The organism is Vibrio sp. Isolate23, from assembly GCF_022398095.1.
GTDB classification, from domain to species: domain Bacteria; phylum Pseudomonadota; class Gammaproteobacteria; order Enterobacterales; family Vibrionaceae; genus Vibrio; species Vibrio coralliilyticus_A.
On record NZ_JAKEUV010000004.1, the window covers coordinates 1 to 25,628 of the forward strand.

29 protein-coding genes, 2 tRNA genes and 1 rRNA gene are annotated in these 25,628 nt (G+C 44.5%); 27 read left to right on the forward strand and 5 right to left on the reverse strand.

The annotated features are described in order from the left end of the window. Positions 1-55 precede the first annotated feature (55 nt). The 4 genes from rrf (at position 56) to L1D31_RS12145 (ending at position 1,482) form a co-directional block, all read left to right on the forward strand. Positions 56-171 (forward strand): 5S ribosomal RNA (rrf, locus tag L1D31_RS12130). Positions 172-212: 41 nt separating this feature from the next. Further along, positions 213-289 (forward strand) — tRNA-Asp (locus L1D31_RS12135). Between the two features lie 33 nt (positions 290-322). Then, positions 323-399: transfer RNA gene (locus tag L1D31_RS12140), tRNA-Trp, on the forward strand. Between the two features lie 186 nt (positions 400-585). Next, positions 586-1,482: an AraC family transcriptional regulator gene (locus L1D31_RS12145; protein ID WP_239837384.1), complete on the forward strand. Its 897-nt coding sequence runs from the start codon at positions 586-588 to the stop codon at positions 1,480-1,482. A 63-nt stretch (positions 1,483-1,545) separates the two neighbouring features. Here L1D31_RS12145 and suhB read toward each other — a convergent pair whose 3' ends face one another. Next, the gene (gene suhB, locus L1D31_RS12150; RefSeq protein ID WP_239837385.1) at positions 1,546-2,349 is read right to left on the reverse strand and encodes an inositol-1-monophosphatase; all 804 of its coding nucleotides are present in this window, start codon (positions 2,347-2,349) and stop codon (positions 1,546-1,548) included. Positions 2,350-2,527: 178 nt separating this feature from the next. On the opposite strand from suhB, the gene trmJ reads away from it, so the two are divergent. The 12 genes from trmJ (at position 2,528) to fusA (ending at position 13,227) form a co-directional block, all read left to right on the forward strand. Then, positions 2,528-3,253: a tRNA (cytosine(32)/uridine(32)-2'-O)-methyltransferase TrmJ gene (gene trmJ, locus L1D31_RS12155; RefSeq protein WP_239837386.1), complete on the forward strand. Its 726-nt coding sequence runs from the start codon at positions 2,528-2,530 to the stop codon at positions 3,251-3,253. A gap of 118 nt (positions 3,254-3,371) precedes the next feature. Further along, on the forward strand, positions 3,372-3,878 hold the full coding sequence (iscR, locus tag L1D31_RS12160) for a Fe-S cluster assembly transcriptional regulator IscR (protein WP_239837387.1): 507 nt from the start codon (positions 3,372-3,374) through the stop codon (positions 3,876-3,878). 29 nt (positions 3,879-3,907) lie between these two features. Continuing rightward, positions 3,908-5,122 carry an IscS subfamily cysteine desulfurase gene (locus L1D31_RS12165; RefSeq protein WP_239837388.1) on the forward strand — a complete coding sequence of 405 codons (1,215 nt, stop codon included), beginning with the start codon at positions 3,908-3,910 and terminating at the stop codon, positions 5,120-5,122. A 50-nt stretch (positions 5,123-5,172) separates the two neighbouring features. After that, positions 5,173-5,556: a Fe-S cluster assembly scaffold IscU gene (iscU, locus tag L1D31_RS12170; protein WP_239837389.1), complete on the forward strand. Its 384-nt coding sequence runs from the start codon at positions 5,173-5,175 to the stop codon at positions 5,554-5,556. A 66-nt stretch (positions 5,557-5,622) separates the two neighbouring features. Beyond that, positions 5,623-5,946, forward strand: coding sequence for an iron-sulfur cluster assembly protein IscA (gene iscA / locus L1D31_RS12175; RefSeq protein WP_004747799.1), 324 nt, complete (start codon positions 5,623-5,625; stop codon positions 5,944-5,946). Between the two features lie 55 nt (positions 5,947-6,001). Continuing rightward, positions 6,002-6,517: a co-chaperone HscB gene (hscB, locus tag L1D31_RS12180; RefSeq protein WP_239837390.1), complete on the forward strand. Its 516-nt coding sequence runs from the start codon at positions 6,002-6,004 to the stop codon at positions 6,515-6,517. Between the two features lie 19 nt (positions 6,518-6,536). Further along, positions 6,537-8,390, forward strand: a complete 1,854-nt coding sequence (gene hscA / locus L1D31_RS12185) for a Fe-S protein assembly chaperone HscA (RefSeq protein ID WP_239837391.1) — start codon at positions 6,537-6,539, stop codon at positions 8,388-8,390. A gap of 13 nt (positions 8,391-8,403) precedes the next feature. After that, positions 8,404-8,742, forward strand: a complete 339-nt coding sequence (gene fdx, locus L1D31_RS12190; RefSeq protein WP_239837392.1) for an ISC system 2Fe-2S type ferredoxin — start codon at positions 8,404-8,406, stop codon at positions 8,740-8,742. Between the two features lie 30 nt (positions 8,743-8,772). Beyond that, on the forward strand, positions 8,773-8,967 hold the full coding sequence (iscX, locus tag L1D31_RS12195; RefSeq protein WP_239837393.1) for a Fe-S cluster assembly protein IscX: 195 nt from the start codon (positions 8,773-8,775) through the stop codon (positions 8,965-8,967). Between the two features lie 161 nt (positions 8,968-9,128). Further along, positions 9,129-10,427, forward strand: a complete 1,299-nt coding sequence (gene pepB, locus L1D31_RS12200; protein WP_239837394.1) for an aminopeptidase PepB — start codon at positions 9,129-9,131, stop codon at positions 10,425-10,427. 58 nt (positions 10,428-10,485) lie between these two features. Next, on the forward strand, positions 10,486-10,914 hold the full coding sequence (gene ndk / locus L1D31_RS12205; protein ID WP_239837395.1) for a nucleoside-diphosphate kinase: 429 nt from the start codon (positions 10,486-10,488) through the stop codon (positions 10,912-10,914). Positions 10,915-11,139: 225 nt separating this feature from the next. Continuing rightward, positions 11,140-13,227, forward strand: a complete 2,088-nt coding sequence (gene fusA / locus L1D31_RS12210; protein ID WP_239837396.1) for an elongation factor G — start codon at positions 11,140-11,142, stop codon at positions 13,225-13,227. A gap of 137 nt (positions 13,228-13,364) precedes the next feature. On the opposite strand, the gene L1D31_RS12215 is transcribed toward fusA, so the two are convergent. Beyond that, on the reverse strand, positions 13,365-14,297 hold the full coding sequence (locus L1D31_RS12215) for a LysR substrate-binding domain-containing protein (RefSeq protein ID WP_239837397.1): 933 nt from the start codon (positions 14,295-14,297) through the stop codon (positions 13,365-13,367). A 97-nt stretch (positions 14,298-14,394) separates the two neighbouring features. Here L1D31_RS12215 and L1D31_RS12220 point away from each other — a divergent pair, with 97 nt between their 5' ends. Beyond that, on the forward strand, positions 14,395-14,601 hold the full coding sequence (locus L1D31_RS12220; RefSeq protein ID WP_239837398.1) for a DUF1127 domain-containing protein: 207 nt from the start codon (positions 14,395-14,397) through the stop codon (positions 14,599-14,601). Between the two features lie 12 nt (positions 14,602-14,613). Here the strand turns inward: L1D31_RS12220 and L1D31_RS12225 are convergent, their stop codons facing one another. From L1D31_RS12225 to L1D31_RS12235, 3 genes are all read right to left on the reverse strand, one after another. Further along, on the reverse strand, positions 14,614-15,513 hold the full coding sequence (locus L1D31_RS12225; RefSeq protein WP_239837399.1) for a LysR substrate-binding domain-containing protein: 900 nt from the start codon (positions 15,511-15,513) through the stop codon (positions 14,614-14,616). 90 nt (positions 15,514-15,603) lie between these two features. Beyond that, the gene (locus L1D31_RS12230; protein WP_239837400.1) at positions 15,604-17,289 is read right to left on the reverse strand and encodes an AMP-binding protein; all 1,686 of its coding nucleotides are present in this window, start codon (positions 17,287-17,289) and stop codon (positions 15,604-15,606) included. Positions 17,290-17,422: 133 nt separating this feature from the next. Then, positions 17,423-18,160 carry an AraC family transcriptional regulator gene (locus tag L1D31_RS12235; RefSeq protein ID WP_239837401.1) on the reverse strand — a complete coding sequence of 246 codons (738 nt, stop codon included), beginning with the start codon at positions 18,158-18,160 and terminating at the stop codon, positions 17,423-17,425. 501 nt (positions 18,161-18,661) lie between these two features. Between L1D31_RS12235 and L1D31_RS12240 the strand changes: the two genes are divergently transcribed. From L1D31_RS12240 to L1D31_RS12285, 10 genes are all read left to right on the forward strand, one after another. After that, complete coding sequence (locus L1D31_RS12240) at positions 18,662-18,835, forward strand: Flp family type IVb pilin (protein WP_239837402.1); 174 nt, start codon at positions 18,662-18,664, stop codon at positions 18,833-18,835. A gap of 78 nt (positions 18,836-18,913) precedes the next feature. Then, positions 18,914-19,066: a hypothetical protein gene (locus L1D31_RS12245; protein WP_239837403.1), complete on the forward strand. Its 153-nt coding sequence runs from the start codon at positions 18,914-18,916 to the stop codon at positions 19,064-19,066. A gap of 25 nt (positions 19,067-19,091) precedes the next feature. Continuing rightward, entirely contained in the window at positions 19,092-19,616 is a 525-nt protein-coding gene (locus L1D31_RS12250; protein WP_239837404.1) for an A24 family peptidase, read from the forward strand. A 15-nt stretch (positions 19,617-19,631) separates the two neighbouring features. Further along, positions 19,632-20,978, forward strand: a complete 1,347-nt coding sequence (locus tag L1D31_RS12255) for an AAA family ATPase (protein ID WP_239837405.1) — start codon at positions 19,632-19,634, stop codon at positions 20,976-20,978. Continuing rightward, positions 20,975-21,718, forward strand: a complete 744-nt coding sequence (gene cpaB / locus L1D31_RS12260) for a Flp pilus assembly protein CpaB (RefSeq protein ID WP_239837406.1) — start codon at positions 20,975-20,977, stop codon at positions 21,716-21,718. The genes L1D31_RS12255 and cpaB overlap by 4 nt, the downstream gene beginning before the upstream one ends. 8 nt (positions 21,719-21,726) lie before the next feature. Continuing rightward, positions 21,727-23,193 (forward strand): type II and III secretion system protein family protein, encoded by a 1,467-nt coding sequence (locus L1D31_RS12265; protein WP_239837407.1) that lies wholly within the window; start codon positions 21,727-21,729, stop codon positions 23,191-23,193. Between the two features lie 11 nt (positions 23,194-23,204). Then, positions 23,205-23,474 (forward strand): hypothetical protein, encoded by a 270-nt coding sequence (locus tag L1D31_RS12270; protein ID WP_239837408.1) that lies wholly within the window; start codon positions 23,205-23,207, stop codon positions 23,472-23,474. Positions 23,475-23,491: 17 nt separating this feature from the next. After that, on the forward strand, positions 23,492-24,700 hold the full coding sequence (locus L1D31_RS12275; RefSeq protein WP_239837409.1) for a TadE/TadG family type IV pilus assembly protein: 1,209 nt from the start codon (positions 23,492-23,494) through the stop codon (positions 24,698-24,700). Continuing rightward, complete coding sequence (locus L1D31_RS12280) at positions 24,697-25,140, forward strand: TadE/TadG family type IV pilus assembly protein (RefSeq protein WP_239837410.1); 444 nt, start codon at positions 24,697-24,699, stop codon at positions 25,138-25,140. The genes L1D31_RS12275 and L1D31_RS12280 overlap by 4 nt, the downstream gene beginning before the upstream one ends. Next, positions 25,137-25,622 carry a TadE/TadG family type IV pilus assembly protein gene (locus L1D31_RS12285; RefSeq protein ID WP_239837411.1) on the forward strand — a complete coding sequence of 162 codons (486 nt, stop codon included), beginning with the start codon at positions 25,137-25,139 and terminating at the stop codon, positions 25,620-25,622. Before L1D31_RS12280 ends, L1D31_RS12285 begins: the two co-directional genes overlap by 4 nt. Positions 25,623-25,628 lie beyond the last annotated feature (6 nt).

A 25,628-nucleotide genomic window follows, 5' to 3' on the forward strand; every position in this document is an offset into this window, starting at 1 on the left:
CGAATTGAATGTGTAAACAGAGAACTTAAAACAGCTTTCCGAATTAAAGAATTTGCTTGGCGACCATAGCGTTGTGGACCCACCTGACTCCATGCCGAACTCAGAAGTGAAACGCAATAGCGCCGATGGTAGTGTGGGGCTTCCCCATGYGAGAGTAGGACATCGCCAGGCTTTATATTTTGGGCATCTGCAATAGCGGATGATACCACTGCGGAGTGGTAGTTCAGTTGGTTAGAATACCGGCCTGTCACGCCGGGGGTCGCGGGTTCGAGTCCCGTCCACTCCGCCACTTATTAGAGAGTCGTCTCATTAAACACGAGATAGGGGTGTAGCTCCAATTGGCAGAGCAGCGGATTCCAAATCCGCGTGTTGGGAGTTCGAATCTCTCCACCCCTGCCATATTTAAGGCTCTAGTCGAAAGACTAGAGCCTTTTTCATTTCTCGTTTGTCTTCAGTCTAACCGATAGCCACCTTTATCAATGATGGATTTATATCTGTCACAAAACAATCGCCTGTGAATCTACTACCTAATGATCTTACTTTACTGTGTTAGCATGGTAGCAGGATTGGATGATAGGAGAGGGAATGGATCACTTGCAAAGGGTTAGACAGCTTCAATTCTATTTAGAGGAGAACTGCTCTGAGCGACTTAATTTAGATAAGGCCTCAAAGGTCGCCAATCTCTCACCTTTCCACTTACATCGAGTGTTTAAAGTCGTAACAGGGGAGACCATCTCTGAATATATACGCCGAATAAGGTATGAGAAAGCTGCACAGTTACTCATGTTTCAATCCTCTTCAATAACAGCAGTGGCACTAGAGTGTGGCTTTTCAAGCTCTCAGGCTATGGCCAAAAGCTTTAAAACTTATATTGGTGTCACCCCAACTCAAATTAAGCAATGCCAAACCATGCAGGAATACTCGGCTTTAATGAGAAATAGCAAGATTGGATCCAAGCTCCGCAAGAATGGTAACGAAGTAGGTGCTTCTCTCAGATATTCTGATTTCGAATTAAAGAAGCAAGGGAATATTGATATGAAGACAGTGAATTTAGAAAAGAGAACGGTTGCGTATGTTCGGATTGTTGGGCCTTACGGTGAGAACTATGAAGAAGCGGTAGAAAAGCTCTATTTATGGGCTGGGGCTAAAGGTTTACAAGGAGAATGCCTATTTCTCTATCATGATAACCCTGAAATTACACCTGCTGATAAGTGTCGAACAGATATCGCTTTGCAAGTACCTGAAGGTACGACTGGTGGGAGTGGCGTTGCTATCGAGGTGATCCCTGCGGGGAGCTATGCAGTATTACGTAAAACTGTTGAAGATAAACAGCAATATGAAAAATACTGGAATCAGTTGATTGAGGAAATCATTGCGAAAAAGTTTGAGCTGGATCAGCGCCCATGTTTCGAACTGTATCATTCTTATGATGAGAAAACGGGTAGGGCTGATGTGAGTTTTTGTGAAGCTATCAAAATCTAATTAAACAAAAAGCCCACTCGTTGTAGAGTGGGCTAAGAATTTCAGCTGTGACGGAGCTTTTGGTTATTTTAGGAGTGCTTCATTGCCATTTTCACGGATGTGCTTAAGAATGCCTTTTACACCACGTGCACTTGAAGCAACAAGGTTGCCAGATTTCATATAATCTGTACCACCAGCGAAGTCGGTGACAATAGCGCCAGCTTCGCGAGCAATCAATTCACCTGCAGCGATGTCCCAAGGCTTTAGGCCAAGTTCGAAGAATCCATCAACACGCCCAGCTGCTAAATAACATAAGTCTAGGGCGGCAGAGCCCGTACGACGGAAGTCTGAACAATCAACAAAGAGTGAAGACATGATCTTGAAGTAAGACTCAGAGTGTTGCTTCTGTTTGAATGGGAAACCTGTCGCTAGAACAGTGCCTTGAAGATCTTTTAGTTGCTTAACACGAATGCGAGCATTGTTAAGTTGAGCCCCAGAACCACGTTGAGCCGTGAAGAGCTCGTTGAGCATAGGGTCATAAACACAAGCGACTTCTGTTTTGCCTTTGATGCGTACAGCAATCGATACAGAAAAATGAGGCAAACCTTTTACAAAGTTTGTTGTGCCATCCAGTGGGTCGATGATCCATTGCACTTCGTCATCTTTACCTTGAATAAGGCCTGATTCTTCACCAACAACAGTGTGATCAGGGTAAGACGCTTTGATCGTATCGATGATGATAGCTTCTGCTTCTTTGTCTACGTTAGTAACAAAGTCATTGATGCCTTTTTGAGTCGATTCAATCTTCTCAGCATTTTCTAAAGATTTAGCAATATGATTGCCTGCTTTTCGTGCAGCACGAATAGCAATATTAAGCATTGGATGCATACTAATTTCCCAACAGATGTTAAAGAACAGAAAAACGGGCAGCAGTATACCAGATAAACCTCCAAATGGAAGTGGTTGATTTTTACACTTTTGAGTTAATTCCGTGAAAGGGTCTGACCATTTTACTCAGGTATATGATAATATCGCGCAGTTCAAAATTCTGTCTTGGAAAACACCAATGCTAAACAATGTCAAAGTAGTACTGGTTGGCACATCTCACTCAGGAAATATCGGCTCTGCAGCTCGCGCTATGAAGGTGATGGGATTGTCTAACCTAGTTCTGGTTGAACCTCAATGTGAGATCGATGATCAGGCTATTGCACTCGCGGCTGGGGCTGCTGACATTGTACAGCAGGCTACTATTGCAGAGACTTTGAGTGATGCCGTTGCGGATTGCAGTTTGGTCGTTGGCTCCAGTGCACGTTCGCGCAGCTTAGAATGGCCAATGCTAGAGCCTCGTGAATGTGGTAAGAAATTCGTGGAACAAGGCTCTGTGGCTCCTGTTGCCTTGGTATTTGGTCGTGAACGAACAGGGTTAACGAATGAGGAATTACAGACTTGTCATTATCACGTATGTATTCCAGCCAACCCCGAATACAGTTCGTTGAACTTAGCGATGGCAGTACAAACACTTAGCTACGAAGTTCGTATGGCTTACTTAGATAAAGAACAAAGCCAATATCAACCCGTTACGACTGAGGAATACCCTAGGCACAAAGAACTCGAATTGTTTTTCCTGCACCTTGAAAAAGTGGCTAAGTTAACCCAATTCATTAGTGATGATCATCCAGGAAAGGTTATGAACAAGCTACGTCGTTTGTTCAATCGGGCCCGACCTGAAGCTCAAGAACTGAATATTCTGCGTGGGATTTTGACCTCTGTTGAGAAGAAAATGAGTCGTTGATTTATCCTCCTTTTATGTGGGGTTGAATACTTGAGTAAAATAGTCAATTATATACTTGACCAAATTACTCAAGTATGAAAAACTCTATACCACATAAACGATGTGGATATGGTGTTATATGAGACTTACATCTAAAGGAAGATACGCAGTTACAGCCATGTTAGATGTGGCTCTGCACTCACAGCAAAACCCAGTACCGTTGGCGGACATTTCTGAACGTCAAGGTATCTCGCTTTCTTATCTGGAGCAGTTGTTTTCCAAACTACGTAAAGCGGGGTTAGTATCCAGCGTTCGTGGTCCTGGTGGCGGTTACCGATTGGGAGCTGAAGCGAATACCATTGCTATCGGCACCGTTATCGCCGCTGTTGATGAGTCTGTGGATGCAACTAAGTGTCACGGTAAAGCCGACTGTCAAGGTGGAACGCGCTGCCTGACGCACACTCTTTGGCGTGATTTGAGCTCACGTATTAGTGACTTCTTAAACAACATCACCTTGGGTGAGTTGATGACGGATAATGAAGTCCTTGAAATTTCAGACCGACAAGACCTAGATCTTGCGGTAAATCATGGGTTTTCTAACAAGAATTCTAACACCGCGCCCATCGGTGTAAATGTCCGCTCTTAAGCGGTTTGCCTGTTACATTGGAGTAGAGAATGAAACTGCCTATTTATCTAGATTATTCAGCGACTTGCCCTGTAGACCCTCGTGTGGCTGAAAAAATGGTTCAGTACATGACAATGGACGGTACGTTTGGTAACCCAGCATCTCGTTCACATCGATACGGCTGGCAGGCAGAGGAAGCGGTTGATACTGCTCGTGAGCAAATTGCTGATCTACTGAATGCCGACCCTCGCGAAATTGTTTTCACTTCTGGCGCGACAGAATCAGATAACCTTGCAATCAAAGGTGCAGCTCATTTCTATTCGAAGAAAGGTAAACACGTTATTACGTGCAAAACTGAGCACAAAGCCGTCCTAGATCCTTGTCGTCAATTAGAACGCGAAGGCTTCGAGGTGACATACCTTGAGCCAGAATCGAATGGCTTGATCGATCTTAAAAAGCTTGAATCAGCGATGCGTGAAGACACGGTATTGGTTTCTATCATGCATGTGAATAACGAAATCGGTGTTATCCAAGATATCGCTTCAATTGGCGAATTATGCCGTGAGCGCAAAGTTGTTTTCCATGTGGATGCAGCGCAATCAGCTGGTAAGCTTCCAATTGATGTGCAAGAAATGAAAGTCGATTTGATTTCACTATCTGCGCACAAGGCGTACGGTCCTAAGGGTATTGGCGCATTGTATGTACGTCGTAAGCCTCGTATCCGTCTAGAAGCTCAGATGCACGGTGGTGGTCATGAACGTGGTTTTCGTTCTGGCACATTGGCGACACACCAAATTGTTGGTATGGGTGAAGCTTTCCGCATTGCTAAAGAAGATATGCAGAAAGATTATGACCATGCAATGGCACTGCGTAACCGTCTTTATGATGGAGTTAAGGATCTTGAAGCCGTTACTGTAAACGGTTCATTTGAACAGCGCGTACCGCATAACCTAAACATTAGCTTTGCTTTCGTAGAAGGTGAATCATTGCTGATGTCTCTTAAAGATCTTGCCGTCTCTTCTGGCAGTGCGTGTACATCTGCAAGCCTAGAACCTTCGTATGTTCTTCGCGCTCTAGGTTTAGACGATGAGCTGGCACATAGTTCTGTACGTTTCTCATTCGGTCGCTTTACTACTGAAGAAGAAGTGGATTACGCAATTGAACAAATCCGCGTAGCCGTTACTAAGCTGCGCGACATGTCTCCTCTATGGGATATGTACAAAGAGGGAGTGGATTTAAGTACTGTTGAGTGGGCACACCACTAATCAGTAGCTAAAGCTCCAAGGATAGTAATAGAGGATTCGAGGTAAATAACATGGCATATAGCGAAAAAGTAATTGATCACTACGAGAACCCACGCAACGTTGGTTCATTCGATAAAGAAGACCCAGCGGTAGGCAGCGGCATGGTGGGAGCACCTGCTTGTGGTGACGTAATGAAACTTCAAATCAAGGTAACACCGGAAGGTATTATTGAAGATGCAAAGTTTAAGACGTACGGTTGCGGTAGCGCGATTGCATCAAGCTCACTGGTAACTGAGTGGGTTAAAGGTAAGAGTATTGATGAAGCAGCAGCGATTAAGAATGCTGAAATTGCTGAAGAACTTGAATTACCGCCGGTAAAAGTACACTGCTCAATTCTTGCAGAGGATGCAATCAAAGCAGCTGTTGCTGACTATAAGAAAAAACACCAAGACTAAGTAATCAGTATATAATGGGAGCCTAAAGCTCCCATTCCGTTCGCAAATCAACACACAAGGTGCAGTATGGCCATCACAATGACAGAAACCGCGGCAAGTCGCGTTAGAACATTCTTAGAAAACCGAGGAAAAGGTATCGGTTTACGCTTAGGTGTCAAGACGACTGGCTGTTCTGGTATGGCTTATGTGCTTGAATTTGTAGATGAACTTAACGAAGAAGACTCGGTATTCGAACACGAAGGTGTTAAGGTTATTATCGATCAAAAGAGCCTAGTGTACTTAGATGGTACAGAGCTTGACTATGTTAAAGAAGGGTTGAATGAAGGCTTTGAATTCAATAACCCGAATGCTAAAAGTGAATGTGGTTGTGGTGAAAGCTTCAACGTATAATTGATAGCACCTGCAAGCCTCACTTGCAGGCTGATTACCAAGGACCGAATTCTCCATGAATTACTTTGAATTATTTGGGCTACCAAGCCAGTTTCAGCTGGATGGTAGCCTTCTTTCTTCACAATTCCGTGATCTTCAAAAACGCTTCCATCCAGACAACTTTGCCAATGGATCCGAGCGTGATCGCCTAATGGCGGTACAAAAAGCATCAGAGATTAACGATGCTTATCAAGTCTTAAAAAGCCCTCTCTCTCGTGCAGAGTACATTCTTGCTGAAAATGGTGTGGATATTCGTGGCGAACAGCAAACGATGAGTGATCCCATGTTTCTAATGGAGCAAATGGAGCTGCGTGAAGAGCTTGAAGCGATCTCGACTCAGTCTGACCCAGAAGACGCGCTATTCGACTTTGATAGCAAGGTGAGCAAAATGTACAAGCAGCATCTTCAGTCTGTTGAGCAGGAACTGAATGATGGTCTCTGGCAGCAAGCCGCTGAGCGTGTACGTAAGCTAAAATTTATCGCCAAATTAAAAAATGAAATCGAGCTAGTGGAAGAGAAACTCCTCGGCTAGTTATAGATAAGGAACCACCATGGCATTACTTCAAATCGCAGAACCGGGTCAAAGCTCGGCGCCACATGAGCATAAACTGGCTGCGGGCATCGATCTTGGCACGACAAATTCACTTGTTGCGTCTGTTCGCAGCGGCGATGCTGCAACGCTAAAAGATAAGCAAGGGCGTAGCATCCTGCCATCAATCGTCCACTATGATGGTGAGCAAACTGAAGTAGGTTATGACGCGAAAGCGCAAGCCGAAGTTGACCCACAGAACACTGTGATTTCAGTGAAGCGGTTAATTGGCCGCTCACTTGAAGATATTCAGGCTCGCTATCCAAATCTACCTTATCAATTTAAAGCGAGTGATAACGGTCTTCCTGTTCTTCAGACCGCATCCGGCGATAAAAACCCAATTGAAGTCTCAGCCGATATTTTGAAAGCGTTAGGACAGCGAGCTGAGGAAACGCTCGGGGGAGATTTAGCGGGTGTAGTGATTACTGTACCAGCATATTTTGATGATGCTCAGCGCGCCGGAACTAAGGATGCAGCTAAACTGGCGGGCCTTCATGTGCTTCGTCTTTTGAACGAGCCTACGGCGGCGGCGATTGCATATGGTCTAGACTCTGGTCAGGAAGGCATCATTGCTGTTTATGACCTCGGTGGTGGTACGTTTGATATCTCAATACTTCGTTTATCAAAGGGTGTATTCGAAGTACTGGCTACTGGTGGAGACTCAGCATTAGGCGGCGACGACTTTGATCATCTCCTCGCTGAATTCTTGATTGAAAAGGCTGGAGTTCACACCGCACTGACGGCCAAGCAAAACCGCAAGGTTCTCAATATCGCGACGGAAACAAAAATTGCATTTTCTAAGCAAGATAGTGTCGACGTTGACATCCTTGGTTGGAAAGGTTGTGTGACGCGAGAGGAATTTGAATCTTTAATTCAGCCTCTTGTAAAGAAAACCCTGATGTCTTGTCGCCGAGCACTGAAAGATGCAGACGTTGATGCGGATGATGTACTTGAAGTTGTCATGGTTGGCGGTTCAACTCGTACACTGCTTGTCCGCGAAATGGTTGGCGACTTTTTTGGCAGAACGCCGCTCACTAGCATCAACCCTGATGAAGTGGTTGCCATTGGTGCAGGTATTCAAGCGGATATTTTAGTGGGTAACAAGCCTGACTCAGAAATGCTGCTACTCGATGTTATTCCACTTTCGCTCGGCATTGAAACCATGGGTGGGTTGGTTGAAAAAATTATCCCACGCAACACCACGATTCCAGTCGCACGAGCACAAGAATTTACCACGTTTAAGGATGGTCAGACGGCCATGAGTGTTCATATTGTTCAAGGTGAACGTGAAATGGTGGATGATTGCCGCTCGCTCGCTCGCTTTTCACTCAAAGGTATTCCGCCGATGGCTGCGGGCGCCGCACATATCCGAGTGACATACCAAGTGGATGCGGACGGTTTACTCTCTGTGACTGCGATGGAAAAGAGCACGGGTGTTCAGTCTGAAATTCAAGTGAAGCCTTCTTATGGCTTGAGTGATGACGAAGTCGCAAACATGCTTCGAGAGTCGATGACTTATGCGAAAGAAGATATGAAGGCGCGAGCTTTGGCAGAGCAACGTGTTGAAGCTGACCGAGTGATTGAAGGTTTGCTAGCTGCAATGCAAGCTGATGGTGACGAGTTATTGTCTACAGCTGAAAGAGAAGTGTTGATCAAAGCTATTGAGTCTTTGATTGAACTTCGTAATGGCGAAAATGCAGAGGCTATTGAGCAGGGAATCAAGGATACAGACAAAGCAAGCCAAGAATTTGCTTCACGCCGTATGGATAAATCGATTCGAGCTGCACTGTCAGGTCAATCGGTAGATGATATTTAAGAGATAAGAAGTTATGCCTAAAATTATAGTATTACCACACGAAGATTTATGCCCAGAAGGTGCTGTACTGGAAGCAAATACGGGTGAAACTGTACTGGATGTGGCTCTGAAAAATGGTATTGGTATTGAGCATGCGTGTGAAAAATCGTGTGCCTGTACGACTTGTCATGTTGTTATCCGCGAAGGGTTTGATTCCTTGGAAGAGAGCGATGAGCTTGAAGATGACATGCTAGATAAAGCATGGGGCTTAGAGCCTGAGTCTCGTTTGGGCTGCCAAGCGAGAGTTTCTGACGAAGACCTTGTAGTTGAAATCCCTAAGTACACATTAAACCACGCATCAGAAGATCACTAATCTACGTATCATCATATAGGACGTGTAATCATGAAATGGACAGACTCCCGCGACATTGCGATTGAATTGTGCGATAAATTTCCAGAAGTGGATCCAAAGACAGTACGTTTTACCGATCTACACCAATGGATAATGGAACTGGATGACTTTGATGACGAGCCTAATCGTTCAAATGAGAAGATTCTTGAAGCTGTGATCCTATGCTGGATGGATGAAATGGATTGATACTGCTGAAAAAGTCTTTCCAGTTAACAAATTTTACTAAAAATAACGGGCCTCAGTGCCCGTTTTTTTATCGAATTGACATTTTAACCCTACAAAATGCTAACATCCGAACGTTAAGCAAAATGGCGTAGGCAACGCTAATAAAAGGACAAGGAGAAACCATGTCTACACAGATGTCAGTATTTTTGAGTCAAGAGCCCGCTGCACCGCACTGGGGGGAAAAAGCGATCCTTTCTTTCACTGAGAATGGTGCCACCATTCACCTCGGTGAAGGCCATGATCTTGGCGCTGTCCAACGCGCAGCGCGTAAATTGGATTCACAAGGTATTGCGGCTGTCTCTCTAGAAGGCGCAGGTTGGGACCTAGAAAGTGTATGGGCATTTCACCAAGGCTATCGTGGACCAAAGAAAAACAACACATTAGCTTTACCTGAGTTAGTGGAAGCGGCTCAGAGTGAGTTGGAAGCGCGCATCAAAGCGACGGAATTTACTCGCGATATTATTAACAAGCCTGCTGAAGAAGTGGCACCACGTCAGCTCGCGACCATGGCTGCTGAGTTTATCAAGTCGGTCGCGCCAGAAGGTACGGTTAAAGCTCGAATCGTGAAAGATAAAGACTTGCTAGCGGAAGGCTGGGAAGGCATCTATGCGGTAGGTCGAGGCTCTGAACGTACATCGGCGATGCTCCAATTAGACTTTAACCCAACTGGTGACGAAGACGCACCAGTGTGGGCATGTTTGGTCGGTAAAGGTATTACCTTCGACTCAGGTGGTTACAGCATTAAACCATCTGGCTTTATGACGGCGATGAAAGCGGATATGGGCGGCTCAGGTACTATTACTGGCGGCTTAGGCCTCGCGATTATGCGTGGGTTGAACAAGCGTGTGAAACTGATCCTTTGCTGCGCAGAGAATATGATTTCTGGGCGTGCACTTAAACTGGGTGACATCATTACCTATAAAAATGGCAAAACCGTTGAGATCATGAATACCGATGCGGAAGGTCGCCTTGTTCTTGCCGATGGCCTTATTTATGCGAGTGAACAAAACCCTGAACTGATCATTGATTGCGCGACTCTAACGGGCGCAGCCAAAAATGCATTGGGTAACGATTACCACGCACTGATGAGTTTTGATGAAGAGCTTTCTCAACAAGCGCAATCGGCGGCAAGAGAAGAAAAGGAAGGCCTTTGGCCTCTACCTTTAGCGGATTTCCATCGTGGGATGTTACCGTCAAACTTTGCGGACTTATCCAACATCAGCAGCGGTGATTATTTTCCAGGTGCAAGTACCGCTGCCGCTTTCCTCTCTTACTTTGTAGAAGACTATAAGAAAGGTTGGTTACATTTCGACTGTGCTGCAACGTACCGTAAGTCTGCCACCGACAAGTGGGCAGCTGGTGCGACAGGTGTTGGCGTGCGTACTCTTGCAGGCCTACTCATTCAGCAAGCAAACAAATAAATCCAAGAAACAGCTAGCTGTTTCTTGAAGTAAAACAAAGAAAATAAAAGGATACCCTATGGCTCTAGAAAGAACTTTTTCTATCATCAAGCCCGATGCAGTAGAACGTAACCTGATTGGTGAAATCTATCACCGTATTGAAAAAGCGGGCCTTCAGATTATCGCTGCGAAAATGGTGCAGTTAACTGAAGAGCAGGCGAGTGGTTTCTACGCAGAGCATGAAGGCAAGCCTTTCTTCCCTGCTCTGAAAGAATTCATGACTTCCGGACCTATCATGGTTCAGGTACTTGAAGGTGAAGATGCTATCTCGCGTTACCGTGAGTTAATGGGTAAAACCAACCCGGAAGAAGCGGCATGTGGTACGATTCGCGCTGATTACGCACTCAGCATGCGCCATAACTCTGTTCATGGCTCAGATAGCCCAGAGTCCGCAGCGCGTGAAATTGAGTTCTTCTTCCCTCAAGCTGAAATCTGCCCACGCGGATAAGCCGTGGTTTAAGTAACACAAAGGTGCTGCGAATGATGATATGAGCAGCCCTTTTTCTCTATATAAGCTCGTGTAACGGGCTTAGATTGATCATAAAACTCATCATTTACTGCTAGTATTGGTGAGAAAAGTTTTTTTTATTCACATAGGCACGCAAAGCTATCAGTCTTGACAGATTGTGATATACTCTGCGCGCAATTTATACCTTATAAACAGAGTAAGACAATGGCAGATTTATCAAAGTACAGAAACATTGGTATTTTCGCGCACGTTGATGCGGGTAAAACTACCACCACTGAGCGTATTCTAAAGCTTACTGGTAAAATCCACAAAACTGGTGAAGTACACGACGGTGAGTCTACAACTGACTTCATGGAGCAGGAAGCTGAGCGTGGTATCACAATCCAGTCTGCTGCCGTAACTTGTGAGTGGAATGGCCACCGCCTAAACGTTATCGATACTCCGGGACACGTTGACTTTACAGTAGAAGTATACCGTTCACTTAAAGTTCTTGACGGTGGTATCGGTGTATTCTGTGGTTCTGGTGGTGTTGAGCCTCAGTCAGAAACTAACTGGCGCTACGCGAACGATTCAGAAGTTGCTCGTCTGATCTTCGTAAACAAACTAGACCGTATGGGTGCAGACTTCTACAACGTTGTTGACCAGGTTAAGAACGTTCTTGGTGCAAACCCACTAGTAATGACTCTGCCAATCGGTCGTGAAGACGATTTCGTTGGTGTTGTAGACGTACTAAACCGTAAAGCTTACGTTTGGGACGAAACTGGTCTACCAGAGAACTACGAAGTTCAAGAAATCCCTGCTGACATGGTTGATGATGTAGAACAGTACCGTGAAGAGCTAGTTGAAACTGCTGTAGAGCAAGACGACGACCTAATGGAAGCTTACATGGAAGGCGAAGAGCCATCTATCGAGCAACTAAAAGCTTGTATCCGTAAAGGTACTCGTGACCTAGCGTTTTTCCCAACGTTCTGTGGTTCTGCGTTCAAGAACAAAGGTATGCAACTTATCCTTGACGCTGTTGTAGATTACCTACCAGCTCCAGCAGAAGTTGATCCTCAGCCTCTAACAGATCCAGAAACTGGTGAGCCAACTGGCGAAGTTGCTACTGTATCTGCTGATGAGCCACTAAAAGCACTAGCATTCAAGATCATGGATGACCGTTTTGGTGCTCTAACGTTCGTACGTATCTACTCTGGCCGTCTGAAGAAGGGTGACACTATCCTTAACTCAGCAACTGGTAAGACTGAGCGTATCGGCCGTATGTGTGAGATGCAAGCTGATGAGCGTAACGAACTTACTGAAGCGCAAGCTGGTGACATCATCGCTATCGTTGGTATGAAGAACGTTCAAACTGGTCACACTCTATGTGATCCTAAGCACGAATGTACTCTTGAAGCTATGATCTTCCCAGAACCAGTAATCTCTATTGCTGTAACGCCAAAAGACAAAGGCGGTTCAGAGAAGATGGGTATCGCTATCGGTAAGATGGTTGCAGAAGATCCATCATTCCAGGTTGAGACTGACGAAGAATCTGGCGAAACTATCCTGAAAGGTATGGGTGAACTTCACCTAGACATCAAGGTAGACATCCTTAAGCGTACTTACGGCGTTGAGCTAGAAGTAGGTGCTCCACAGGTAGCTTACCGTGAAACTATCACTCAAGCAGTTGAAGATAGCTACACGCACAAGAAGCAGTCTGGTGGTTCTGGTCAGTTCGGTAAGATCGACTACCGCATCCGCCCTGGTGAGCCAAACTCTGGCTTCACGTTCTCTTCAACAGTTGTTGGTGGTAACGTACCTAAAGAATTCTGGCCTGCAGTTGAGAAAGGTTTCGCATCTATGATGGAAACTGGTGTTCTAGCTGGCTTCCCAACTCTAGACGTAGAAGTTGAACTATTCGACGGTGGTTTCCACGCAGTTGACTCTTCAGCTATCGCTTACGAAATCGCTGCTAAAGGCGCATTCCGTCAGTCTATGCCTAAAGCGGGTGCACAACTTCTTGAGCCAATCATGAACGTTGACGTATTCACTCCAGAAGACAACGTTGGTGACGTAATCGGTGACCTTAACCGTCGTCGTGGTATGATCAAAGACCAACAAGCTGGTACTACAGGCGTTCGTATTAAAGCTGACGTTCCTCTATCAGAAATGTTTGGTTACATCGGTCACCTACGTACTATCACTTCTGGTCGTGGTCAGTTCTCTATGGAGTTCGGTCAATACGCACCATGTCCAGCAAACGTTGCTGAGCAAGTAATCGCAGAAGTTAAAGAGCGTAACGAGAAGAAGTAATTCTTTACGTTAGCTAGATAGCTTTAAAGCCCCTGAAGTGAAAGCTTCAGGGGTTTTCTTTTGGGCCGAAAAAGGGGTTGTTTTGAAGTACGAGTGGGACTGAACATGGCTCACTGTATTTCTGGCTATTATTACGTTCACTTTAGGCTTCGAGTATCAATAATCTCCAAACCACTAGGGTGTTCCTTTCTACATTCTTCAACTTGACCGAAAATCCAATCGCAGAATTGTTGAATTTTTTCACGTCTAAAATAGGCACTCGGAGCACAAAGGAAGTAATTGTAATCTGTTCTTTGTGCTAAATTGCCAATACGCACCAATTTCCCTTCTTCAATGTATCTTTGTGCTAACGTATGTTTTGCTAGGGCAACGCCTTGCACCGCTAGAGCGCCTTCCAAAACAAAATGTGAGCCATTGTATTTTAAACTTGGCTTTGAAGCTTTATGACCGACATTGCTGAGCCAAACTCCCCAATCTATGTCTCGCCAGTAATCTTCAATTAAATCTGCGCCTGTCAGATCGCTCAACTCGTAAATACTATGCTGCTTTTGATAGATAGGATGACAAACCGGATAAAGCAGCTCCTCCATAAGTAACTCTGAGGCAATATTGGGGTAATTCCCGGGACCATAGCGAATACATAAGTCGAGACTGGAGGTCTGAAAATTGGCTAGCTCGCTAGTGGGTTCAATCATGAGTTCAAGATCGGGGTTTTGTTGCCTGAAATGACCAATTCTAGGCACCAGCCAGTGCTGTGCGAAAGAAGGTAAGGTTGAGATGGATAGCTGATTAGGATTCGGGTCTTGGTTGATTTGTCTAATACCACGATGAAGATGTTCAAACCCTCGCTGGGCTTGGTCGAATAGTATCTCGCCTTCCATCGTTAAAGTGACTTTACGATGCTGTCGTAGGAAAAGCTCGGTACCCAAAAAGTCTTCCAATTGCCGAATCTGTTGGCTGATTGCAGCAGCCGTTACGTAGAGCTCTTGAGCCGCAAGTTTGAAACTGCCGAGTTTCGCTGCGGTGTAGAAGTAATAAATACCTTGTAAAGGAGGTAGCCGATCTTTCACTTTAGTTTTCCTTAACTGATGGTCAATCTGTATCGTTTGAGGAAGGTATCAATATAGTTAATTATTTACTCAGTAAATACAATATCGGAGAGTAAATATGGAAACTTCAGAATATGGCTATAAGCAAAGAATATCTGACACTTTGGTTTGGGATAAAAAAATCTTAACTAAAATTGCACGCTGGTGGCGTAATCATACAACACGTAAACAACTTGAACATCTGCCTGATCACCTGCTTGATGATCTAGGTTTAACAAAAGAGCAATCGCATGGAGAAAGCATTCGACGATTCTGGGATGAGTAATCCGTAAAAGGGTTACTCTGCAATTTCACTGTGCAGCCAGTTGGTAAATGCAGCGATGCGTTGTCGGCGAGGGGATTCCTTGTCATAAAAGAGGTTGAACTGAATGCCCGGCGTCATGCCAATATCAAAAGGCTTAATGAGTAAGCCTCGCTCAACATAATCATTGGCCAGTGAATCAGAGGCGAGACAAGCCCCGTGTCCAGACATCACCGCTTTCATGGCATGATCGAATGTGCTGACTTCCATCCAGCGAACAGAGTTCTTGCTCATACGGACACCTGCTTGAGCAAACCATGACTCCCAAGGATAACCGCCGGATTCATAATGGATTAACCAACAAGCTTGAAGCTGAGAAGGTTTTTTTAAATTAATGGATTTTGCTAGGTGAGGAGAGCAAAAAGGGTAAATGGTCTCTTCGAACAGGAACTCTTTGTGGAAAGCTTTATTATTTTCTATATCGAGTTGCTCGCCTTGCCAAATCGCTAGATCGGCATCACCTTGTTTTAAGTTTGGTGCGTCGCAACTGGTTAGGATACGAATAGGGATGTTGGGATGCTGAATTGAGAATTTCCAAAGCCGAGGAAGTAACCACCTAGATGCAAACGAAGGGGTTGAATTGACACAAAGTAAGCCTTCAATCGGTTCGCTCTGAATTTGGTTTAGGCCAGTGATGATGTTTTCAAGCCCCAAAGAGACATGCTTGAAAAGGATTTTCCCTTGTTCCGTCAGGCGCATTTCTCGCCCGTCGCGGATAAAGAGTTTACAGCCTAATCCGTCCTCAAGTTGACGTATCTTTTGACTCACCGCGGCTTGGCTGACAAACAGCTCTTCTGCCGCTCGGCTATAGCTGTTCAGCCTAGCTGCGACTTCAAAATAGCGTAAACCAGGTAGATGATGCAGTCTTGCATCCATAGAGATTCCCTTCAATAAGCTCCATTGTGGCTATGCATCATAATGACAAATGATAAAAAAGCAAAAAGGAGAGCTTTCGCTCTCCTTGGTTTAGTCTTCCCAGACGACAAGCTGTCCTTTCGGCCAGTTGTGGCCGATGTCATGATATTTCTGTTCTAGGACATGACGTTTGATCTTTAACGTCGGAGTAAGAATGCCATTCTCAATACTCCATGGCTCTTTTATCATCAGGACACCTTTGATTTGCTCATGAGATTCCAGCTCCGCGTTCATTCTCTTGATCACTTTGTTTGTTGTTCTTTCATAGCGCTCACGATCAAAGTTAGGGAAGTCATGCGGTACAACTAAAAGGATTGGTGCCGGTAATCCAAGGCCAATCAAGCACATCATTTCTACACGACTGTACTCAAAGAGTTTTTTCTCGATAGGGACTGGCGCAACAAACTTCCCTTTTGCGGTCTTGAAGGTGTCTTTTTTGCGGCCCTGAATGGTTAAGTATCCGTCACTGTCAATGGAGCCAATATCACCAGTGTGCAGCCAACCTTCAGAGTCAAACGACTCCTGTGTCGCAATGTCGTTCTTGTAGTAGCCAGAGAAAAGGCCCTTACCGCGCACCATGATCTCATCATCATCAGCGATTTTTAGCTCGATACCAGGCCCTGCATTACCGACAGAGCCAATCTTGTCGGCTCTAAATGGGTAGTTAAGCGTGCTGTAAGCGAATGATTCCGTCATTCCCCAAGCTTCTGTGATGTTGAGTCCGACGCTGTGATACCAGTTAAGTAGTGCTGGTGAGACTGGAGCAGAACCACAGCCCAGAACACGAGCTTGATCTAGGCCAAGGCCATCAGCCAGTTTCTTCTTAATCAATGAGTTAATGAAAGGTATTTTGAGCAGGATATTGAGTTTCTTCTGAGGTAGCTTGTCTTGAATTCGCTGCTGGAACAGTGTCCATAAACGTGGAACTGAGATGAACAGCGTTGGCCTTTGCATTTTTACATCTTCAATGAAGGTGTCTAGCGATTCTGGGAAAGCGGTTGGAACGCCACCCATGATAGAAGAACCAAAGATATATACTCGCTCAGTAATGTGGGCGAGTGGTAAATAAGAGAATAGGCGGTCATTTTCTTGGATACCAATATGATCGATCAATTGTTGTACTGACCAGCTAAAGGCTCCGTAGGTGAGCATCGCACCTTTTGGTAAACCTGATGTACCTGATGTATAAACCAGCGACATTAACTTATCATCGTAATGCTCAGGTCTTGCCGTACTGGGCTGAGACTGAGCGATTAAATCATTAAAGCTGTGCTGACACTTTGGAGCGGTATCGTAGGGAAGTGCAATACTGATCAGGTTTGGTATTGCATCCAGCACTTGCTGGGTTGCTGCTGCGTCATCGAGCTTGCCTCCTATCAAGGCTTTACTTTCGCTATGAGTGACACAGTACTCAATTGTGTCCGCGCCTGCTGTTGGAAAAATCGGTACACTGACAAAATCACCAAGCATCATCGCTAAATCACAAATAAACCATTCAGCGCAGTTTTTCGAGACTAAAGCAACTTTGTCCCGAGGCTGCAAGCCTAATTCCTGCAACGCAGAAACCAGCTTAAGCGCTTTATCGGCAACTTCTGCGTAGGTAAATTCAACGAATTGACGGTTAATTATTTGTTTTAGATACACTTCATTCGGGCGTTCCTCTGCCCAGCGAAGGATCATTTCATTTGGTGGTGGGAGAGCACAAGTTGTTTTGCTTAACTCGTTAGGCTGAATCATTTTCTAACTCCATGTTATTGGCAAAGTTATGATATTTTTATTGTTAACAGCTTGTTAACTTTAGCACGCAGGGTGAAAGAGAGGGAAGCATAAGAGGATAGTTGAACAGGAACTTGTGACCGTGACGTGAAAACTAGTGAAGTTGCCGATAAATAGCCGGACTGAAGCCCGTTTTCTTTTTAAAAATACGCGCAAAGTAAGACACATCATTGTAGCCACATTGAAAGGCGATGAAGGAAATTTTCTCTTTTCGCTTTTCACTAAGCAGTTGCTTTGCAAGGCTTATTCTTTTTAGTGTTAAATAGTCTCTGAAGCTGACTCCTATCGACTTATGAAAGAACTTAGAAAAATAGGTTACTGAGTAATGACAGTACTCAGCTATATCTTCTTCGCGAATGGTGCGTGATAGGTTTTTATCAATGTATCTAAGAATCTCAACCAGATCTTTACTGATTTTCTTTTGTTCTGCTATAGCGGGAAGTTTATGGATCTCTAAGATCTCTTGGTGCTTGTTAAACTGATAGTGAACTTGCTTACTTAGCTCTTCGACCCAAGGTTTGATTGACTTATCGTTAAGATCGAGTGTTGAAAAGACAACCTCTAATTGTTCGACTTCGGGATCCAAGTGATCGCGATATAACAGAACAAGGTGTTTGTGTAGGTTTTGACAGATCTTTGCTGTAGTCAGAAACAGCGACTCAAAATTTTCTTCGTAGAAAAAAAAACAAAAATCGATGTCTGGCTCACTCAATACTGAAACGTCATAACCATAGTCAAGAAGGTGAAAAAATCTCTCTAACTCTCTCACCGTATCTTTATGAACGTAACTTATTGATTGGCCAAGCCAATATCCCTTATGTAATACATCCACTGAAAGCGCATTCCTAGACTGTTGTTTTGTGTTCTGTTAATAAGATTAGGTGAGGTCTGGATAATCTCAACTAAGACTTTCCTATCATTTTCATCCTTAACACCATGCCCATTGAGTGTTCTTATTGAGTTTGCTGTATTTTATTTTTAGATTTTATGTGATGGGGATCTTCATTTTGTTTTTGTTGGATCTTGTCAAGTATCAAAGTTGATACATGGAAAAAATAAATTTCTGCTCTCGTTTGGGTTTTATCTCTATGGAAAAATTAACTTTATAAAACAATATATTGTGAGGTGTTTTTTTTAAATTTATATTAGGGCAAATAATCTAAATTATGACCTAAGTATTATTTTTATTCGCTTTTATTGCCTTTTATTAAGCAAATTTATAGCAAAAAAGTACCAAAGATGGATAAAAAAATCCTAACTCTTATTCGATCAAATATCTAAATTAAAGGTTAAGCGAGACAGCTTACATGTACTTTTAGAAAGGAGACTGGTCATGAATAAAGTACTAACCAATATCAAAGCATTTCTTAAGGATGAAGAAGGTTTAACGGTCGTTGAATACGTTGTCGGTGCTGGCCTTCTTGTTGCGGGTTTAACGGGGATTTTTACCACCTTTAGTAGCACACTGACAACTCAACTAGGTAGTATCTTTAGTTCAGGTGGCTAATCTAAGCATAGTTGATGATTCCCGACCCATGGCTTAGGCCGTGGGTCATTTGTGCGTTTGTCGAAGGAGAATGGCATCGTGAACAATATAAAACGCTTCTTGGAAGATGAAGAAGGCCTGACTGTGGTGGAATATGTGGTTGGGGCTGGTCTTATTGTGGTGGGATTTGCTGGTTTATTTGTTGCATTTAGAGGAATACTGACCACTGAGTTTGCGTCACTATTTAGTTAGTGGATGAGATCGCAGGAGCGGTTAAATGAATTTACTTATATGGATTGTATTATTTGCTGTAGCCGTTTCCGATGCGAAAGAACATCGTATACCTAATACTTTGTTATTAGCTATTATTGGCTTGGCTTTTATCAACAAAGCTTTTTTCCTTCAAGATATTTCCCTTCTATTTTGGTCATTTATTACTGGTATTACTTGCTTTATTTGTGCGCTACTTCTTTACTTTTTAAAAGTGATGGCGCCTGGGGATGTAAAACTTTTGGGTGTGGTTGGTTTCTGGTTAGGAAGCGAACATATTACTCAGGCGATATTTTGGATTGCAGTGTCAAGCGTAGTGGTGGGTGCTTTCTATGCGTTATTACGAATAGCGGAATCCCCAGAAAAAGCGAAGGCCATATTTAATAAATACTCTCTTCTTGCTATGTATGGTGAATCTGGTTCGAAAGTTGTAGGTGGTTCGTTCAAAAGGAAGATGAGCGACCATTACAGAATGCCATTTGCTCCAGTCGTTGTGTTAGGAATTGCAATTTATTTTTATTTTTTGAATTAATGACAAGGAGTCATTATGGTTCAGGTTACGTCTCCAATACGACATAGAACTGAGCTCACTCCGCAAGCTCCGGAGCCTCCGGTCCCAACCACTTTCGACGACTTGGGAATACCTAAAGCTGTGGTCGAAAACCTTGTTATCAAGCATATCGCTGCCTACCCCAAATCAGACATTCTTCAACTCACGAAACTCCTGTGTATCAACAGTCATTTGATTGAAGACATTATCGCGGCTTTAAGAGCGAAATCTTTGGTTGAAGTGTTTCAGGCAGCCTCTAGCTCTTTTTCGGTTCAGACCAGTGGTCACGTACGATATGGTTTGTCCGAAGCGGGCATGCAAGAAGCAGATACCGCTTTCGTTAAGGACGCATACTTGGGGCCTGTCCCAGTATCGCTGAATGCATACAGTGAGATGGTCACTGCCCAGGATGTAAGAGCGCAGATGGTCAATCGGGATGATGTCGAATACGCGCTATCCGATGTGCTGGGTGCTCACCGAATGGTTGGAGTGTTAGGCCCAGCGATCAATTCTGGTCGTGCACTGCTTCTCTATGGCAGTGCGGGTTCTGGTAAAACGTTTGTCGCGACGAAGATACTTAATTCTTTGAACACCTCTATTTATGTACCTTACTCGGTGTTTGCTGCAGGTAACATCATCAAAGTATTCTCGCCGCAACATCACAAACGCGTTCGCAGTGATGAAATTCATTCCATTACTTTTAAAGAGCATTTTGATCGCCGTTGGGCATTGTGTGAGAGGCCAAGTATCCAAGTCGGTGGTGAACTGACCATGGATATGCTGGAGGTCAATCACAGTGAACACAACAAAGTTTGGATGGCACCATTACAAATGATGGCAAACAACGGCATCTTTATTATCGATGATTTAGGTCGCCAGCCTATGCCTGTTGACACCTTGCTCAACCGTTGGATCGTGCCAATGGAATATTTTTATGACTACCTCAATCTTCCTAATGGTCAGCAGATCAGTATTCCATTTATCCTCACTCTGGCATTTTCTACGAACTTGGATCCGGAAAAGATCAGTGACCCCGCATTTTTACGTCGCTTAGGGTACAAAATCCAATTTGGGCCGTTATTAGAAGAGGAATACAGAGAGCTGTGGGGAATCATTTCTAAATCGAAAGATCTGTCCATTGGGGATGGATGCTTTGACACATTATTTGACTTACATCGTCAGCATAACGTGGGCTTTTATCCTTGTTTGCCCAAGGACATAGTCGGTATCAGCCGAGATATCATCATTTTTGAAGAAGTAGAACCCGTTATCTCCCCTGAAATAGTAAGCCGCGCGTGGGAAGTGTATTTCACTGCTGATGGCAAGGGAGGAGGTGAACGATGAGTCGCAATCAGGTGATTTTACTTTTTTTACTCTCTATTGCATTTGGTTTAGGCGCCGTATTTTTTGCTAAACAGTGGATGGATAGACAAATGCAACCTCAGACAGAAGTCGAGGTGGTTGAAAGGGAGCCGGTGATTGTCAGTACGCAGGAAATTTTAGCGGGGAGTGTGATTGAAGAACAGCACATCACCACCAAACTACTTGAGAAAGCATGGCGTGATGAGTTTCAGTTTTCTAACGCAGAAGATTTAGTTGGCCAAGTGGTGGCCACCAATATCTATCCGGGAGAGATTGTAACTACTCACCGTTTGGCTAGGCCTGGAGAAGGGTCAACCTTGGCGTCGTTAATCCCAGAGAATAAACGAGCCGTGACCATTCGAGTGAATGATGTTATCGGTGTGGCTGGGTTCCTACTGCCAGGGAATAAAGTCGATGTACTGAACACGATCAAATACAGTTCGACATCAGCCTCGACGGTGACGGTTCTGAAAGAGATTAAGGTGTTGGCTGTTGACCAGACAGCAAAAACCAAAGAGAACAAGCCGATTATTGTTCGCGCGGTGACGTTAGAAGTCTCACCAAGAGAAGCAGAGAAACTACTCTCTGCTCAGAGTAAAGGCGAAATTCAGCTTGCTCTACGTAATCCTCACGAAGAAGAAAAAGTCGTCAAACGCTACGTTGCACCCAGTGTCACCATTATCAAAGGCACCGAATCTCGCAACATCAGAGTCAAGGACTGAGGTGAACCATGCGAAATCTAATAATTCTAATCTCCTTATTGTGTTTTAGTGCAGCTGGTACCCATGCGGCAACCCAGTCAAGTAAGGCTGTTCTAGTTCCGCATCATAAATCCACTCACGTGACGTTAGCCGGAAAAGCTAAGCGAGTGTCGTTGGGTGATCCGGAAGTGCTGGATATCGTGATGCTGAAATCTGATGAAGTGTTCTTGATTGGTAAAAAGCTCGGCTCAACCAACTTAATGGCTTGGGATAGCCGAGGACGGTTGATCGAATCAATTAATATTGAGGTGACGCATGATCTCAATAGCTTGAAAGCGAAGCTGTTTGAGTTTTTACCGGATGAAGAGATCAAAGTGCACAGTGCTCAAAACCGTCTGATCTTAAGTGGGCAAATCAGCAATCAAGCGGCAATGAACATTGCATTGAGAGTTGCGGAAACTTACGCTGCGGGTGAAGAAGTCGACAAACAAACGGTCTCATTAAGCAAACAAGTGGATAAAACGGGTGTCATCAACCTAATGACTATTGGTGGTGCTCAGCAAGTCATGCTGGAAGTCACCGTCGCTGAAGTTCAAAGAAGCTTAGTTCGTAAGTTTGATGCGAATTTTCACTTCTTTCAACAAAGCGGTGACTTCGGTTGGGGAGGAACCTCTGCTGGTGGGAGTATTGGTGATACTGGCAGTGGCGTGATTGGTCCCATTCTGAATAACCCCGCAATCGATAGTACGGGTTTATTGGGCACTTTCATTGATGGCAATACCTTATTCACTTTTGCCCTTGATATTGCCAAGCAAAACGGGACGGCGAAAGTGTTAGCTGAACCAAACTTGACTGCATTAAGTGGTGCTAAAGCCGAGTTCCTAGCGGGGGGAGAGTTCCCAATCCCTGTACCAGATGATGATGGTATTACTATTGAATACAAAGAGTATGGGGTTGGGCTGAAGTTTATTCCGACCGTACTCACAGACAAGAAAATTAACCTCAACCTTGCTATCGATGTCAGCGAAATTGCTAATACATCCTCGTTAACACTCAGCCCAGACCTGACTAATACCACCTACGTTATTCCTCCGATTACGAGACGAAGCGCCTCTTCGACACTGGAATTAGCGGATGGTCAAACCATAGGTATTGCAGGCCTTATTAGTGAAAACGTCAGAGATATTGTCGGAGAAATGCCCGGCTTTAGTGATATTCCTATCCTAGGCCAAATGTTTAACAGTCAAGAGTATATTTCGGGTGAAACTGAACTGGTTATTTTAGTCACCCCAAGGCTGGCAAGGCCGGTGGACCGTAATAAAGTGTCGCTACCCACAGACTCCTTTGTGGAGCCGAACGACTTTGAGTATTACTTGTTAGGTCGCGGCGCATATATTTCTCCAGATAGCCCTCACCAGACCCACCAAGTCAATGATGAAAGTTTTATTGACCATTCAAAAGGTGGTACTGAAGGCACATTTGGTCACAGCTTATAGGGACGATTAGCATGAATAATAATCTATTAATCATTAGTGTTTTTTGCTCATCATTATTGCTCTTAGGTTGTGTGAATAATGCTGAAAGGTTAGGGGCTCATGTTGCGAAATTGCAAACGGAGCAAACCTATAATTTGAATGCCACCCGAGACAACTTGGGTGTGATTCCAACGGGCAGTGGTGAACGAATGGAAGGTGCCTATCAGGTTTATACCGGTAAGCAGGATATGGATCTGGAAGGTACCGACAGTCAATTTGTTGAAGAAGGGCAGAGTAAGTAGCCCTTAAGGAAACCACTATGAATTTGGCAAGGCGATGCCGGGGAACGCCAAACCGGCAAAGAGGCTTAGTATTAGTCATGGTGACTGTTGCGATGCTTGCATTGGTGGGTGTCGCAGCCTTGGCTATAGACGTGAGTCATGCTGTCCTCAATAAAGCTCGATTACAAAATAGCGTTGATGCGGCAGCGCTGGCCGCCGCAATTGTGATGGACAGCGAAGGGACTAACGCCGATGCCACATCTGCTGCGAATACTACTCTAAGTAATATGGCTGGAGCGACTGGTAACGATGAGATGGATTTCTCCTCTGCCAGTATTTCGATTGAATATTCCAACGACCCCACCGTTTTTCCTCAGGCAAGCTACAGCGCTAACTTAGATACCTATGTTCGTATCACAGTGGACTCATATCCATTAGATAACTTCTTTGCTGATATTTTTGGTGTAAGTAAACAGCTTAGTGCGAGTGCCGTTGCGGGCCCGAGTACAGGTATTGATGTTGTGAATGTAGTCCCAATGGCAATTTGTGAAGGTGAAGATGGTGGTTCTACTGGATACAACACAGGTCAAATCTACGCATTAAAAATAGCTGATCAAAATCAGAGTGATATGGGCGCGGGTAATTATCAGTTGTTAGACTTCGGTTCCGGTGCTGATACCGTGAGACAAGCGCTTGCCGGTGGGTACGAAGGTAGTGTTGGTGTTGGGGATACTGTGACGACTAAGCCAGGTAATACCATAGGTCCGGTGGGGCAAGGCTTAAATACGCGCTTTGGTAGCTATAGTGGTGGTGGGCTGAGTTCGAGTGATTACCCGTCAGATATCTATGTCAAAGAACCTGACAATAAAGCATCTTTAGATAACAGCGGTGAAGTGCAATATACAGATACGTGGGGTTATGACGACTATCAGGCGGCTTTGCCAGATTGTACGGGGGACTCGGATTGTCGAATCGCATCGGGTGGACAGCATGATAGGCGTATATTGGTGATACCTATTGTGGATTGCACTGGAGCGAGTGGCGGTACTAGCAGTTTTACTGTTGAGGCCTTAGGTTGTTTCTTTATGTTACAGCAAGCACCGACCACGAATAGTGGTAAAGAAGCGGTGTTTGGTGAGTTTATCTCTGATTGTACTGCTTCGGGAGGAAACCCCGGGCAAGATTCAACCAGTGACGGCCCATTTACAATTGTCTTGTATAAAGATCCGAGTGGGGAGGAGTCATGATGTATCTCAACTACTCGACGAAGAAATGGAGACAAGGGGGCTTAGCAGCCGTCGAGATGCTGATTGCCGTCCCTGTCTTGATGATGGTCTTAATGTCGATTACCGAGTTTGGTAACGCATTTATTCAATACACCACTTTAAACAAAATGGCTCAGAGTGGTGTTCGTTATGCGACTTCAGGAATTACTGGAACGGAAAGTTATGATCAAATTGCTGATGTTGATGAGATAAAAAATATGGTCGTGTACGGCCATACAGGGACGGGTTCCACATCGTTGATGTCTGGTGTCAGTACGTCAGATGTTGCCGTTAATCACTCTAGCGGCTATGTCACTATCACGATCAATCACACCTATACTCCGATTATTTCTGGCTTTAGTTCCACCATTAATTTTAATGTGCCGCTGAATGCCTCTGCCATGATGAGGACAGCGCCATGAAACTGCAAAAAGGGGTCACCATCATTGAGTTCACTTTAGTGTCGACGACGCTATTGCTGATCATATTTGCTGTGATAGAAGTCGGGCGCTACGTCTATTCATTACAAGTGGTGAATGATATGACTCGAGTTGCGGCGAGACTGGCAGTGGTATGCCGAGTTCAAGACCAAAATGATATTCCAGCTTTAGCTTTGTCTGACAATGCGCCAGTGGGCTTCACCGCTGCTAACTTAACGGTGGAGTATCTTGATGCTTCAGGGAATGTCGTGACAGGAACTCTGACAGATAACGATGTGTTTCCTACAATTGAATATGTAAGGGCAAGAGTCGTTAACTTTGACTATCAATTTACGGGCTTACTGAGCTTTGTCAGCTTAACAGGGTTGTTAGCTGTTCCTGAATTTGAAACCACTCGCCCAAGAGAGAATTTGGGGCGTCATCGATCGACGCCCCTGAATCCAACCAATGACACGGATTGTTAGGAGATG